13 protein-coding genes are annotated in these 14,937 nt (G+C 53.5%); 10 read left to right on the top strand and 3 right to left on the bottom strand.

What is annotated here, in order from left to right; translation table 11 throughout:
• Positions 1-263: 263 nt before the first annotated feature.
• Positions 264-1,847 (top strand): glutamate--cysteine ligase, encoded by a 1,584-nt coding sequence (gene gshA / locus I9W95_RS06330; protein ID WP_225673011.1) that lies wholly within the window; start codon positions 264-266, stop codon positions 1,845-1,847.
• A gap of 55 nt (positions 1,848-1,902) precedes the next feature.
• Here the strand turns inward: gshA and I9W95_RS06325 are convergent, their stop codons facing one another.
• Complete coding sequence (locus I9W95_RS06325) at positions 1,903-2,313, bottom strand: flagellar basal body-associated FliL family protein (protein ID WP_225673009.1); 411 nt, start codon at positions 2,311-2,313, stop codon at positions 1,903-1,905.
• 154 nt (positions 2,314-2,467) lie between these two features.
• On the opposite strand from I9W95_RS06325, the gene I9W95_RS06320 reads away from it, so the two are divergent.
• The 3 genes from I9W95_RS06320 to I9W95_RS06310 all read left to right on the top strand — a co-directional run bounded on the left by I9W95_RS06320 (position 2,468) and on the right by I9W95_RS06310 (position 4,695).
• Positions 2,468-2,998, top strand: a complete 531-nt coding sequence (locus I9W95_RS06320) for a disulfide bond formation protein B (protein ID WP_225673007.1) — start codon at positions 2,468-2,470, stop codon at positions 2,996-2,998.
• A 151-nt stretch (positions 2,999-3,149) separates the two neighbouring features.
• Complete coding sequence (rsd, locus tag I9W95_RS06315) at positions 3,150-3,626, top strand: sigma D regulator (protein ID WP_225673005.1); 477 nt, start codon at positions 3,150-3,152, stop codon at positions 3,624-3,626.
• A 103-nt stretch (positions 3,627-3,729) separates the two neighbouring features.
• Entirely contained in the window at positions 3,730-4,695 is a 966-nt protein-coding gene (locus I9W95_RS06310) for a WD40 repeat domain-containing protein (protein WP_225673002.1), read from the top strand.
• Here the strand turns inward: I9W95_RS06310 and I9W95_RS06305 are convergent.
• Positions 4,692-5,129 carry a DUF4124 domain-containing protein gene (locus tag I9W95_RS06305; protein ID WP_225673001.1) on the bottom strand — a complete coding sequence of 146 codons (438 nt, stop codon included), beginning with the start codon at positions 5,127-5,129 and terminating at the stop codon, positions 4,692-4,694. The genes I9W95_RS06310 and I9W95_RS06305 overlap by 4 nt on opposite strands.
• Positions 5,130-5,248: 119 nt before the next feature.
• On the opposite strand from I9W95_RS06305, the gene I9W95_RS06300 reads away from it, so the two are divergent.
• Positions 5,249-5,986 carry a nucleotide-binding protein gene (locus I9W95_RS06300; protein WP_225672998.1) on the top strand — a complete coding sequence of 246 codons (738 nt, stop codon included), beginning with the start codon at positions 5,249-5,251 and terminating at the stop codon, positions 5,984-5,986.
• A 135-nt stretch (positions 5,987-6,121) separates the two neighbouring features.
• Positions 6,122-7,201, top strand: a complete 1,080-nt coding sequence (locus I9W95_RS06295) for a hypothetical protein (protein WP_225672995.1) — start codon at positions 6,122-6,124, stop codon at positions 7,199-7,201.
• Here I9W95_RS06295 and I9W95_RS06290 read toward each other — a convergent pair whose 3' ends face one another.
• Complete coding sequence (locus I9W95_RS06290; RefSeq protein ID WP_225672994.1) at positions 7,202-7,681, bottom strand: TIGR02444 family protein; 480 nt, start codon at positions 7,679-7,681, stop codon at positions 7,202-7,204.
• A gap of 102 nt (positions 7,682-7,783) precedes the next feature.
• Between I9W95_RS06290 and I9W95_RS06285 the strand changes: the two genes are divergently transcribed.
• The 4 genes from I9W95_RS06285 to I9W95_RS06270 all read left to right on the top strand — a co-directional run bounded on the left by I9W95_RS06285 (position 7,784) and on the right by I9W95_RS06270 (position 14,937).
• Complete coding sequence (locus I9W95_RS06285) at positions 7,784-9,676, top strand: ATP-binding cassette domain-containing protein (RefSeq protein ID WP_225672991.1); 1,893 nt, start codon at positions 7,784-7,786, stop codon at positions 9,674-9,676.
• 307 nt (positions 9,677-9,983) lie between these two features.
• Entirely contained in the window at positions 9,984-11,291 is a 1,308-nt protein-coding gene (locus tag I9W95_RS06280; RefSeq protein ID WP_225672989.1) for a hemolysin family protein, read from the top strand.
• 70 nt (positions 11,292-11,361) lie between these two features.
• Positions 11,362-11,895 (top strand): DUF1569 domain-containing protein, encoded by a 534-nt coding sequence (locus I9W95_RS06275; protein WP_225672987.1) that lies wholly within the window; start codon positions 11,362-11,364, stop codon positions 11,893-11,895.
• A 117-nt stretch (positions 11,896-12,012) separates the two neighbouring features.
• The gene (locus I9W95_RS06270; protein ID WP_225672984.1) at positions 12,013-14,937 is read left to right on the top strand and encodes an MHYT domain-containing protein; all 2,925 of its coding nucleotides are present in this window, start codon (positions 12,013-12,015) and stop codon (positions 14,935-14,937) included.

The raw sequence follows: 14,937 nt of genomic DNA, 5'->3' as shown, positions 1-14,937 counted from the left end.
AGGCTTGAGGCTTGAGGCTTGAGGCTTGAGGCTTGAGGCTTGAGGCTTGAGGCTTGAGGCTTGAGGCTTGAGGCTTGAGGCTTCTGGCTTCTGGCTTCTGGCTTCTGGCTTCTGGCTTCTGGCGTCCGGCGTCCGGCGTCCGGCGTCCGGCGTCCGACTATCATGCAACAGTCTTACCCAGTAGCAACAACACCATGATGGTATCGTTGCTACTGCATTTCCCCCTATAATCCGACGTTTTCAGGATCGCTGCCGAGGCCACCTTGACCACATATCAGCAAGCTCTGTCTCTTCTCAGTCAGGCTGAGAATCTGCCCCTTCTCAATCGCATTCAGCGCGGTATTGAAAAAGAAGGTTTACGCTGCTCGGCGCAAGGGGTCATCAGCCAGCGTCCTCACCCGAAAGGTCTGGGCTCGGCACTGACCCATCCGGCAATCACGACTGATTACTCAGAAGCGTTACTGGAGTTTATTACGCCGGTATTTAACAGTGCCCATGAAGCACTGGCGTTTCTGAATATTGCTCACCGCTATACCTACAAGCATCTGGATGGCGAGCTGATCTGGCCAAGTTCCATGCCGTGCATTCTGCAAGGTGAAATGAGCATTCCCATTGCCCACTACGGCTCCTCCAACCTGGGCAAACTGAAGCACGTATACCGCCATGGCCTGTGGCACCGTTACGGCCGCACCATGCAGTGCATTTCTGGTATTCACTACAACTTCTCGGCGCCAGAGGAGCTGTGGCCGGTATTGTTTAAGCTGGATGGCCTGACTGCTGATACCAGCAATACGCGCCAGATGCAGAACTACATTTCCGCCCGTTACTTCGGCCTGATTCGCAATTTCCGCCGTTACTCCTGGCTGCTGATGTATCTGTTCGGTGCATCCCCAGCTGTGTGTGAAACCTTCCTCGAAGGTCAGGACCACAAGCTTGACCGCATGCATAAACACACCCTGTATGCGCCGTATGCAACGTCATTGCGCATGAGTGATCTGGGTTATCAGAACAATGCCCAATCCGGGCTGATGGTCTGTCACAACACCCTGGAACGCTACGTTACAACACTGGGCAAAGCCATCAATGAAACCGTGGCCGATTACGAAGCCATCGGTGTGCAGGATGAACATGGCCAGTACAAGCAGCTGAACACCAACCTGCTGCAGATTGAAAACGAGTACTACAGCGATATCCGTCCGAAGCGTGTTGCCCGCGATGGCGAGAAGCCGCTGCAGGCGCTGGCGAAGTATGGTGTTGAATATATTGAAGTTCGCTGCACCGATGTAAACCCGTTCCTGCCACTGGGACTCGATGTGCCGCAGATGCAGTTTATGGATGTATTCCTGATGTGGTGTCTGCTGAGCGACAGTCCGGATATTGATGAAGACGAATACTGGCTGATCAAGCGCAACCAGCAGAAAGCCATCAACGAAGGTCGTCGTCCGGGTCTGATGCTGGAACAGGGTGAGCAGAACATCAGCCTGCAACAGTGGGGGCTGAACCTGCTGGACGAGATGTCCGAACTGGCGCAGGCGATGGACAAATCCGCCGGTCATACATTCCACATGGATGCACTGAATCAGCAACGTCTGAAGCTGGCTGACAGCAGCCTGACACCGTCGGCACGGGTATTACGCGAGCTGCAGGAAAAGAATCAGGAGTTTGCGCAATTCTCTCTGGAACTTGCCGCACAGCACCGTAAGACACTATCCGAAAATCTGGGCAAGGACGTTCACAAGCAGTGGACCGAAGATGCCCGCCAATCCCTGCAGCAACAGGCAGAGATGGAAGCAGCAGATACAATGCCATTCGAGGAGTATCTGACTAACTACCTGCGTCGCAGCTGACAAGCACACATAAAAAAAGGAGGCCTTAGCCTCCTTTTTTAATGTGTGCCATGCGTCAGTTCTGCACCACAAAATTGTTGAAATACAGATCGTCTACATACGGCATACCTTCCAGCTTCACCATCAGAGCCCTGACTTCATCCAGCGCTACCTTACGCAACGACTCACGCCCCTGAGAAGTATTCATGGTCTCCGACTCCTGCGCACTGAACAGCATCACCAGGTTATTGCGAATATATGGTTTGTGCTGTGTCACCTTGCCTGCGGCTTCCGCACCGGTCACCTTCAGTGCCACTTCGGTACGCAGATATTTCATGCGTCCACTGCTGCCGTAATTCACCACCAGCGCAGGATCCAGATAAATATATTTAGCCGTTACCGCCGGTGCCTCATCTTCTGCCCGCACCGGCCCCGCCAGTACGATCAGCGATAACATCAACAGCGTGTAACATAAAGAGCGGAACATATAGCCTCCCCTGACATCGAATATCCGTTCAGTGATTGCAGAGCGGCTGCCAACAAACGACCAGCCCTGTGTATACCTGTTCAGCTTAGACCAATTAACCCGTCACGGTGCTGTGATAGACTGAGCGCCGTTGTATCACCGGATGATTTCCTACATGAAGAACCTTATTCAGTCCCTGCAGTTACACCATGGCTATCTTGCAGGTTTTCTCACCTGTGCCGGACTGATGGGCGCCGCCTATTACTTTGAATACGTTCTCTATCTCGATCCGTGTCCGCTGTGCATGCTGCAACGTCTGGCAACTGTGCTTATTGGTGTGGGCTTCCTGGCAGCTTTCTTTACCCGCAGCAAACCTGGCCAGTCCGGCAGCTGGTTGCTGATAGCCGCGTTGTTGTTTACCGCGGCCGCAGCTGCACTGGGTATCTGGGCTGCAGATCATCAGCTGTGGCTGCAGGCGCTGCCCGCAGAGGAAGTGCCAGCATGCGGTCCGAGTTTTGATTACATGATGGAAACCATGCCCCTCAGTGAACTGCTGAAAGTTATGCTGCACGGCGATGGCAACTGTGCGGAAGTCAGCTGGACACTGCTTGGTAAAAGCATGCCCTGGTGGACCCGTGTCGCTTACGCCGGATACTTCATTGCAGCGCTGTTTGCCCTGTGGAAAGTCTGGCCACGCCGCCGCTGATACCTTCGTCTGGCAAGCAGAAAGTGCCTTATTTGCAAGTCAAAAAAGACAAAAAAGCTGCTTGCCTCGCTGTTTCCGCCCGCCCTATAGTGGTCTCAACAACGACAAAGAATAACCTCTGCGAACGCCGGGGACCGAAGGAGAAGACACTATGCTTGAAGGGTGCAAAACCGCACAGGAACGCTGGGGCGGCGTTCACAAGCTGATCGACAACTGGCTGAACACGCGCCAGGAAATGATCGTTTTATACTGCAACCTCAGCGCCAGCAAGCCGCTGTCCACCGAACAACCACTGGCTCTGAGCGTACAGCGATTCTGTCAGAGCATGATGGATTACTGCTCTGCAGGTCACTTCGAGATCTACGAGCAACTGCTGAAAGAAGCTCGCGATTACGACGACGAAGAAGCCCTGCAGCTGGCTCGTGAAATTGTTCCCAAGCTGGATGAACTGACCAATCAGTGCGTCGACTTCAACGACACCTTCGACGAAAACTGCAGCTTCGACATGCTGAGTAAACTCCCGACCGAACTGTCACAGATTGGCGAAGTGCTGGAAGATCGTTTCGAACTGGAAGACCAGTTAATTGAACGCCTGCACAACATTCATCGCGAGCTGGTAGAAAGCTGATAAATCCGGCGGTCAATGAATTGGCCGCCACATCTCCCCCCGACACTCTGCGAAGCAGCTACACTTAATGAGATTCTGTTGAACCTCAGGGATGTAACTGCCGATGTCCACACGTCTTTCCACGCTTGCGCTCACACTACTGCCAACTCTGCTGTTTCTGAGTGGTTGTGATCAGGGTAAGGAGCCAGCGGAGGTACGTGAAGTCGCCCGTCAGGGCGTGTACTCCATGACTTTTTCTGCCGATGGCAGCGATGTACTGGTAGGTAGTATCCATCACGGTGGCAGCCTTTGGAGCACTCAACCCTCTGAACGGATTTACGACTGGAATCATGTCGCCGAGGGTTACAGCAACATTATCAGCAGCGCCTTCTCTCCTGATGGCCGCTTTATTGCGACTACCGATAATCGCACCATCGTGCTGTGGCAGCGCGAAAGTGGTGAAGCAGTCTGGTACTGGAATGCGCCCGGCGATATTCAGGACATCGCGCTCACCAGCGAAGGCAACTACGCCCTACTGGGAATGCGAGATTTCACCGCCACGCTGTTTGATATCAAAAATGGTGGCATCCGCCAGCGTCTGGCACATGACGGCATCGTCTATGACGTCAGTATTACTGATGATGGCGTACTGGCTGCGACGGGTAGCGACGATCTCAACGCACGAATCTGGAATCTGGAAAACGGTAAACTGCTGCAAACACTGGCGCACAATAATCAGGTAAAAACAGCGCAGCTTTCCAAAGACGGCCGTCTGCTGTTTACCTCAGCACTGAATGAGACGGGCAAAATATGGGATGTCGCATCCGGCAAACTGCTGAAAGAATTACCACCAACCCGCGGTCACTACAGTGCAGCGAAATTTGCCGACAACGATGCCCAGCTACTTACCGGCAACAGCTCCGGTAAGATTGAATTGTGGAACGTCAGCACTGGCGAACGTCTTCAGTTCTGGCGGGCCAGTCCCCGCGATACCTGGGTCAGCAACAATGTTCTGGTTGAGGATGTCAGTTTTACCGGCAACGGTTGGCTCGCTGCCGGCACCAACGGACTGCTGTATCTGCTGCGTTAACGCACCTGCTGCAACTGCTTACTACGTTCGTCCACCAGAGACTGAACGTTTTGCGCATCCTCAATCAGCTTGGGAATTTCAGCTGGGTTGACCGTCATAGGTAAGCCAGGAATAGTCTGCGGTGCGGCCTCCGCCTTACGCTTCGACGCGACTTGCTCTTCTTTCACCGGCACCTTCACGCTTTGCAGAATGTTAGCCGCCGTGTCGACACTGACAGGTACGCCGACCGCACCTTCCGGCACCTCATCCCCGAAATGCCACTGACCTTTCGCATCCTGCCATTTAAAGAATGTCTGACGGGTCTCTTCTGTGGATAACTGTGAATCCATTTTCGGCAGGCTCATCAGCGGCTGTCCGTCCGGCCCTTTGATAAAGTACGGCGCGACTGCTGCTCCGGCCAACACCAGGATCATCATCGCGATCTTGTATTTCATTGTTTCATCCTTGTGATTCACTCCACGGCAGGCAATTATAACCTATGCTAAAAGGGTGTCCGGTAATTTATCCGCCCCAAGGCATAGAAATGGACTTAGCACAGGATCAGGATCAGTTCGTGAGTGATGCAGAATCGCACCAACCAACATCGCCCGGTGTTCGTGTTGTCAGCACGACAGTACCCGTGCGCATTATGGTGGCCAACGCCAAGGGTGGTTGTGGGAAAACGACTATGGCGACGAACCTTGCCAGCTACTTCACCCGTCATACCGAAGTGACAGCCCTGATTGATTACGACCCACAGGGCTCGTCCATGGACTGGTTGCAGGCAAGAGATGAACACCTGCCAACCATCAATGGCATAGCTGCATTTCAGCGCCATGCACCATCGGCCACGACCCGCACCTGGAGTCTGCGCGTGCCGGCGCGAACATCCCGCATTATTCTCGATACACCAGCCGGTCTCGCCGGCAACGAATTGTCTGATCTTATCCAGATGTCTGACATGATCATCATTCCGGTCATTCCCTCGGCCATCGACATTCGCGCTGCAACCGGTTTTATTCGCGATGTACTGCTATCCCGTGCTTACCGTCTGAACCCGAAACCCATTGCGGTGGTTGCCAACCGCGTACGGAAAAACACGCTGATTTACGCCAAGCTTGAGCGTTTTCTTAAAAGCCTGCAGATTCCATTTGTCGCAGCCTTTCGCGATACCCAGTTCTATGTTCGTGCCAGCGAGCACGGCCTCGGCCTGATTGACTTCGACCAACCAGATTCCCGCGATATTGCCGAATGGAAATCGTTGATTAACTGGATCGAAGAAAACATTCTCAGAGCACGAAATAAAGAATGACAAAATATTTTGTGCGCCATGTAAAAGACCTGCTTCAATAAATCTCAGCCGCTGCGAATTTTCATACGAATTTCATGGATGATTTTCACTCAATTCGTATAATGCCCCAGTCCAAACCTGAATGAGGAAGTGCACATGGCCGCACGCAAACCTGCTACAGCAAAAAAAGCACCTGCTAAAAAAGCACCTGCAAAGAAAACTAAAGTAGCCGCGAAAGCGACGAAAGCACCGGTAGCGAAAAAAGCACCGGCCAGAAAAGCTCCTGCTCGCAAAGCCGTAGCGAAAGCAAAAGCACCGGCTCTGAGCGCCGTTCAGGTTCTGGAAAAAGACATCGCAGCTCTGCAGACAAAACTGGACAAGGCTCGTGCGAAAGAACTGAGCGATGCAGAAAAAGCTGTCACCAAAGCAAGTGCGGCTCTGGTTAAAGCCACCGCCGCAGCAAAGAAAGCCAACGAAGCTCGTGCGAAAGCCGCTGATGCAGCAAAGACTCGCAAAACAGCAGCGACAGTAAAACGTCTGGATGCAGCACGTGAAAAAGTTGCCGTAGCTAAAGCAGCTGCCGCAGCAGCCAAAGAAGCCGTTGTTGCAGCTAAAGCTGCGCAGGCCGAACTGGTAGCAGCCGAAAAAGCCCGTGCAGCTCTGGCGAAGACAATTGCTCAGTTTGAAAAAGACCAGGCGAAAGCGGCAGCGGCCAAAACTAAGAAAGTAACCCGTAAGCCTGCTGCCAGAAAACCAGCGGCAAAGAAAGCGCCTGCTGTTAAAGCAGAAGCAGTTGCGGCCCCGGCAAAGAAAGCAGCGGCAAAACCAGCAGCCAAGAAAACAACCGCTAAACCTGCAGCTAAAAAGCCAGCTGCAAAACCGGCAGTAAAAAAAGCACCGGCTAAGAAAGCCACAACCACTGCTAAAAAAGCGCCAGCCAAAAAACCAGCAGCGCCAAAAGCACCGGCCAAACCAAGCGCAGAGAAACTGGTCGCTAAACCAGTACCAGAGCGAGTAATGAAGCCAATCCCTGAACTGGTTGCTGCGGAAGCTGCGCGCGCAGCAGCTGCACAGGCAGAAGCTGAAGCTGCAAAAAAAGCGGCAGCGGAAGCTGAAGCGGCAGCAAACGTTGCAGAAGCCAAGCCCGCTGAACCGGTTGCAGCACCTGCAACTGAAGCCGTAGCCAGCGAAGAGAAAAAAGACGAATCAGGTTCCAGCCTGTTCGGTCAGGAGTAATCAGTCTGATATCAGATTGATAAACTGCTGAAAAAGAGGCCTCAGGGCCTCTTTTTTTTGCCCGGCGATCTGATCATAGAAGGCCGCACTGGTGTCCAGTACATCAACCGGTTCATGGCTCTCCACAGTATTATTCAGCACCCGATAGAGACGCCGGATAGCTTCCTGCTCTGCACTCAGTTCGGCTTTCAGTAACTGTGAACGCAGTGGTTCCGAATCGCGACTCAGCAACTGCCTGGCAGCGCGCAGCGGTACGATAATGGCATCACGCCAGGCCAGATAGTCTTGCAGCTGACTGTCATCCGGCCAGCTCAGTTGCTGTTGCTGGCGCCACTGATCTGCCAGCAGCATCACCACATCCACAGCGAATTCATTCTGCATGGCCAGCACAACCTCTTTCACGCCGGGTATGCCATACGTAGCCAGAGCATATTGCCAGAGTGGGTTATCACCTGATTCTGTGGCAAACTTCGCCGCCATTGTTCCTGTCCTGTCAGCAGTGCGATCAGCACTCATTGTACACCGCTGTGCCGGATAGCATTACACCACCCCGGACGACAAACCGATTGTCAGGCTGCAGATATGATCGAATTTAATCAGGTTTCCATGCAACGCGGCACGCAGATGCTTCTTAAAGAAGCCAGCCTGCGTATTCACGATGGCCAGAAGATGGCATTGATCGGCCCGAACGGCGCCGGCAAATCGAGCCTGTTTGCGCTGCTTAATGGTGAACTGGGTGTCGACGGCGGTGACCTGTATATTCCGCAGAAGTGGCGTATCGCCCATATGCGTCAGGAAGTTGAAGCCAGTGATCGCTCAGCACTGGATTACGCGATGGATGGCGACAGCATTTACCGCAGCATCGAAGCTGGTATTGCCAACGCCAGCAGCGATAACGAACTGGCCGACTGGCTGGATAAAATGGATCAGCATCAGGGCTATCAGGTGCCGGTTAAGGCCGAGCAACTGCTGCACGGTTTAGGTTTCAGCAAAGACCAGCTGCGTCTGCCGGTGAAAAGTTTTTCCGGTGGCTGGCGCATTCGCCTCAACCTTGCTCAGGCGCTGATGATGCCATCCGACCTGATGCTGCTCGACGAACCAACCAACCACCTGGATTTAGAAGCGACCCTGTGGCTGGAACAGTATCTGAAAGGTTACCCGGGCACACTGCTGTTCATTTCCCACGACCGCGATTTTATCGACGGCGTCGCCAACAACATCGTCCATCTGCATAACCAGTCTCTGACACTTTATCCGGGTAACTACAGCGCCTACGAACGCATTCGCGCCGAAAAACTCGCGCAGCAGCAGAGCGTGTATGAGAAACAACAGGAACGCGTCGCAGAGATCGAAAAGTTCGTCACCCGCTTTAAGGCCAAAGCCAGCAAAGCCAAACAAGCTCAGAGCCGTTTAAAAGAATTGCAGCGTATGGAGCTGATTGCCCCTGCGCATGTCGACTCGCCATTTCGTTTCGAATTTCCGGCCTACGAAAAGATGTCGACGCCACTGCTGGCCATCGACCATGCCGCTCTGGGTTATGCCGAAAAAACCATTCTGCCGGACGTGAAACTCAGCATCGTACCAGGCCACCGCGTCGGTCTGCTCGGACCCAACGGTGCAGGTAAATCGACTCTGCTGAAAACCCTGTGCGAAGAACTGCCAATGGTCAGCGGCGAGCGTTCCGAAGGCGAACACCTGCGCATCGGCTATTACGCTCAGCATCAACTCGAATCCCTTGATGTAAAAGCCAGCGGCGCTCTGATTCTGCAACGCCTGCGACCAAAAGCATCGGAACAGGAAATCCGTAACTTCCTCGGCGGCTTTGGTTTTCATGGTGATCGCGCCCTGGAAGTCATCGAACCCTTCTCCGGCGGTGAGAAAGCACGTCTGGCACTGGCGTGTGTGGCATGGATGAAACCCAACCTGCTGATCATGGACGAACCGACCAACCATCTGGATATCGAAATGCGCGAGGCACTGACTGTAGCGCTGCAGAATTTCCCCGGTGCCATTCTTATCGTCAGCCACGACCGTCACCTGCTGAAAGCCACCGTCGATGAGTACTGGCTGGTTGATAATGGCCAGGTGAAAGAATTCGACGGCGACCTCGACGACTACCACGACTATCTGCAGCAACGTGAAGTGCTGCTGGAAAGTTCAGTGGCTAACGAAGATAACGCACCAGCCGCCAAACCAGTTGTCGATCGCAAAGAACAGAAACGTCTGGAAGCCGAACGCCGCCAGCGCCTGGCACCACTGCGTAAAAAACAACAAGCCGCTGAAAAGCAGATGGAAAAGTTACAAAGCCAGCTGGGCGACATTGAAGAGCAGCTCAGCGACAACACCCTGTACGATGCCGCACGCAAAGACGATCTGAATAAACTGCTGCAACAACAGGGCAAAATTAAAGGCGAATTGGAAGACATCGAAATGGAATGGATGGAACTGACCGAGCAGCTTGAAGAGGCTGAGTAGTAGACAATCCGGGGGATTTTCGCTATCCCCTAACCCTGAGCCCGCTAGTTGTTTCCCACGCCCTCTCAAAGCTACACTGGCAAACTCTGGCTCGAAGGCATCGTGACACGATTTCCACCTTCTACTTAATCGGGTTCAGCAAACGAGGTATCTGTGGTGGCAGGTACAGCAGGAACGGCCGCCCTGCTCCAGAAGCCAGTAACACAACCTGTTCCGATTTCGCTATTCTTCCACTACCGTTCAGCTATACTCCGCAGCACTCAGGCTGACTCCGTCCGGGCCCAGCCGCCACACCTGCGGTGATACCATGACCCCCTCCGAAACCATGCTGATGATGCTGGCCCTTGTGGTTACCAGCTCGTTTTTTTCTGTGTCTGAAATTGCGCTGGCAGCGGCTCGCAAAACCCGTCTGCAACTGCTCAGTAACGAGGGCAATGCTCGCGCTGCAAAAGTGCTGCAACTGCAGGAAGCGCCGGGGAATTTTTTCACCGTTGTGCAGATCGGTCTGAATGCCGTTGCCATTCTTGGCGGTATTATCGGTGAGTCGTTTTTTACGCCCTACGCGGCGGTTGTTTTATCGCTGTTTATCGAAGAACCCTGGCTGAGCCTGCTGTCATTCGGCTTTTCGGTTTTTCTGGTCACCGCTCTGTTTATTCTGTTTGCCGACCTGATCCCTAAACGACTGGCAATGATCGCGCCAGAGGACATCGCCTTAGCCGTGGTTAAACCTATGCTGTTGCTGATTACCCTGCTCAAGCCGCTGGTGTGGTTTTTCAATGGACTGGCGAATCTGTTCTTCCACCTGCTGCGCCTGCCGACCATGCGTCAGAACGACATTACCTCCGGCGACATCATGGCGATGATGGATGCCGGTGCTCAGGCCGGTGTGCTGCAGCAGCATGAACACCAGCTACTGGAAAACGTGTTTGAAATTGAGTCCCGTACCGTCACGTCCGCCATGACCCAGCGCGAGAACCTGATTTACTTCCTGCAGGATGAACCCATCGACAGCATTAAAGCCAAGCTGGGAGAACATCCTCATTCTAAGTTTCTGGTTTGTAATGACGTGCTGGATAACATCGTCGGTTGTGTCGACAGTCGTGACCTGCTGATTCAGGTGCTGAATGAGCAACCTATATCGATGACCGCCGAGGGCATACTAAAAACATTGCCGATCCTGCCTGACACGCTGACGCTGTATGAAGTACTGGAGCAGTTCAAATCGACGGGGTCTGATTTTGCGGTTGTTATCAATGAATATGCTTTGGTCGTCGGCGTCGTCACCCTGAAAGATGTCATGAGCATTGTTATGGGCGAACTGGTCGTAAATGAAGAAGAGCAGATTATCGAGCGTGATAAAAACTCCTGGCTGGTCGATGGCCTGACACCGCTGGCTGATGTTATGCGCGTGCTGGAAATCGACAGTTTTCCACAAGCAGAAAACTATGAAACCGTCGCCGGCTTTATGATGTTTATGCTGCGTAAGATTCCCAAACGTACCGATTCCGTCAGCTACGCCGGCTACAAGTTTGAAGTAGTCGATATAGAAAGCTACAAGATCAATCAGCTGCTGGTAACCCGCACGGAACCACTGCCACAGAGTGAGGTGGCGTAAAGCGGCGATTGGCAATGCGCTGCTTGCCACGCATACTGGCCCATCGCTCACAGACAATCATCGGATAGTTATGGATCGCCGTCGTTTTTTAGCCGCTTCACTGGCAGGTACCACAGGTCTGTTACTGAGTGGCGTTGCGGTTAAGCAGGTTGCCGACAGTCATCAGTTTGATCTGGCTGCGTTAATCGAAGAAGTGGCTGCGATGCCTTTAGCACAGTTAAAGAATGATGGCGCATGGTCCGTGGCTCAGGTGTTTCAGCATCTGGCACAGAGTATCGATTACGCCATCGATGGTTATCCACAGCTGAAATCAGCGGCCTTCCGCGCAACGGCAGGCAGCGCTGCGTTCAGCGTATTCGGTGCCGTTGGCGCCATGCGTCACCCTCTCGATCAGGCCATCCCGGGGGCACCCGATCTGGATGAAAGCCTCAGTACCGAAAATGCTTTTCAGCTGCTGCAGGCCAGTGCCGCTCGTTTCCTCGCCCACAGTGGCGAACTGGCTCCGCATTTTGCCTATGGCGACCTGACGCACCAGCAGTATGAAAACGCGCACTGGCTGCACATTCGCAATCACCTGACAGCCTTTACCTCAGCGATAGTCTAAAAGCCCGATATCCGGCAGATCCGCGAAATCTGGACTAACCTGAAAGTATCGCTTTGAGTGTCTTTCCGGCGTCTGGCAGGCGTTACTTCCAGGCCGCACTGGCGAAACCCACGACTCATGGAATTCGCACTGATGCTGGCAGTTTCCGATCTTTTTCTTACCCAATCCGTCGCTACCGAGCTGCTACTGATTGGTGAATATGACCCCGCACTGGTCGCACTCTCTCTGATTATTGCGGTGCTCACATCCTATCTGGCGCTGACATTATCGGCAGCAGCCAGACGTACGCCCACTCCGGGGATGCAGCGCCTGCATCTTATTACCGGGGCTGGAGCGCTGGGCGTTGGTGTGTGGTCCATGCACTTTATTGGCATGCTCGCCTTTGATCTGTGCACACCGGTTGATTACCGGGCCGATATAACACTGCTCTCTATGCTACCGGCCATATTCGCCGCCTGGGTGACTCTGACCATGCTATCTGGCAAGGATGTCACCTGGCACCGGCTGCTGGCCGGAGGCGTAGTTGTCGGGCTCGGTATCGGTAGCATGCATTACGTGGGCATGGCAGCCATGGTTCTGGGCCCATCATTGCGCTACGACCCGGCTTACTTTGCGCTGTCTATTGTCGTCGCAGCGGCTCTGGCAACGCTGTCATTGTGGGTTAGCTTCGGCCTGCGTGGACGCCGTGCAATGAGCGGTAATACCCGCCGCCTGATTGCCGGCAGCATAATGGGGCTCGCCATTGCCGGGATGCATTACACCGCGATGGAAGCCGCCCGTTTTGTCGGCTTCGCCGATCAGAATTACCAGCCCGGCAGCCAGCAACATTATTTATTGTCGTTTGCCATTGCCGCCGCAACCATCCTGCTGGGAATCTTCATCGGTGCTCTTAATGCACTGGTGCGCTACCGCGCGTTACTGCAGCACAGCAATGAGTCCAGCAGCGAGTTGCAGGCGATGTTCGATACCGCAGTCGACGCCATTGTGAAAATTTCCGCCTCGGGGGAAATACTGTCTGTAAACCGCTCGGTAGAACGCATGCTCGGCTATTCGCAGCAGGAGTTGCTTGGCCGCAACGTCAGCATGTTAATGCCCGCTCCGCATCGTGAGCTCCATGATCATTATCTGGCGAATTACCTCGCAACCGGCGAAGCTCGCATTATCGGCCAGGGACGCGAAGTCATGGCCCTGCATAAAGATGGTCACGAAATTCCGGTGCGACTGGCCATTGGTGAGTTCAAGCGCGGTGGCACACCACGCTTTGTGGGTTTCCTCAGTGATATTACGGAACGCTACGTAATGGAGCATGACCTGCGCAGTGCCAAGGAACAGGCTGAAGAAGCCGCTCAGGCCAAAAGCGCTTTCCTCGCCAAAATGAGCCATGAAATCCGCACCCCGATGAACGCCATTCTCGGCTTCACCGAGCTCCTGATGGACAGCCCACTGAATGAGCATCAACAGCAGAATCTGGGCATCGTGCGTAATTCAGCTCAGTCACTGCTGGCGTTACTGAACGACATTCTCGATACAGCTAAATTCGACAGTGGCCGCGCTCAGTTTGAACAACGTAATTTCTCTTTGTTAGCGTTGTGCCAGCATATTGTTGCCACCCAAAGCCTCAATGCTGCGCGCAAGGGCCTGCAACTGACTCTGGATTACAGCCCGCAGACAGATGAGTTTTTTTGCGGTGATCCGCTGCGCATCCAGCAGATCGTGCTCAACCTGTTAAGCAATGCCGTCAAATTTACTCAGCACGGCAGTGTGAACCTTAAGGTCTCTCCGCTGACAACAGAACCCGGCGTTACTATAGACGTTGAAGACAGCGGCATCGGCATCCCGCAAGACAGACTGGAATCGATATTTGCGCCGTTTTCCCAGGCAGATTCCAGTATGACGCGGCGCTTTGGAGGAACCGGCCTGGGAACCACGATTGCCCGTCAGTTAACTGAACTGATGGGTGGTCAGATCAGTGTGGTCAGTACCGTGGGGAGTGGTACAACCTTCAGCGTCCGGTTACCTCTGCCCATTGGAGAACCCGTTGAGGATGACATCAGCGAATTACCCGAATACCCACTACCACCATTACGAATACTGGCTGCTGACGACGTTCCACAAAACCTGCAATTACTCGAAGCTATTCTCAGTCAACGTGGGCATCAGCTGATTTCTGTCAGTAATGGCCGCGATGCTCTGACGCTGTTCCGCTCCGGTCTGTTTGACCTGGTACTGATGGACGTTCAGATGCCGGAGATGGATGGCCACGAGACCAGTAAAGCCATTCGCCAGTGGGAGAATCAGCATCAGCGACAGGAAACCCCCATCATTGCGTTAACGGCCAGCGTACTGGAACAGGACCGTGTCAGTGCCAGCGATTCTGGTATGAACGGATTCGCCAGCAAACCACTGAACGTTGCCCAGCTGACTCAGGAAATTGCGCGAGCCCTGGGGCTGCAAGCCAGTCAACAGACACACAGGTCTCAATCACGCCCGCAGCTAAGTATCGACTGGCAACAGGGAAACAGTTTATGGGGCACAAAAGAGAAACTCACGGCCGCGATACGTCATTTTATTAACGACGCACAGAATCAGCCACAACAACTGAAAGACTGGATTAAAACGGATGCCGATGAAGCACTGAAACACCTCCACCGACTGAAAGGTGTCTCTGCCAACCTGTGTCTGACATCGCTGGCGGCGGTCTACCAGCAACTTGAAAGCGAGCTCACGCAAGGCGAGGTAAACGACCGCAATCTGAATACTGTATTTAATGCATTTCATGCAGTTCGTCTGGAAATGCAATCGACTGAACATGCATCCGAGTCTGCAGACACGCAACAGGATGAAGTGGACGCTTTGTTTATTCAGGCTCTGAGCGAAAAACTGATGGCGGGTGAATTTCCCGATAGCATGATAAGCAAAGCCATCCGTATGTTGCCTTCGGGGTTACGAGAACAGGCACGTGAGGCCGAAATGGAATTTGATGCAGAAAGTCTTTCAGCATTGCTGCAAGCCTTTATCCAACAGACTGAGAAAGGGGAGTAA

The organism is Thalassolituus marinus (assembly GCF_020320395.1).
Taxonomy (GTDB): domain Bacteria; phylum Pseudomonadota; class Gammaproteobacteria; order Pseudomonadales; family Oceanobacteraceae; genus Venatoribacter; species Venatoribacter marinus.
Note: the sequence above shows the minus strand (reverse complement) of the source record. Positions and strands in the feature narration are given on the sequence as shown.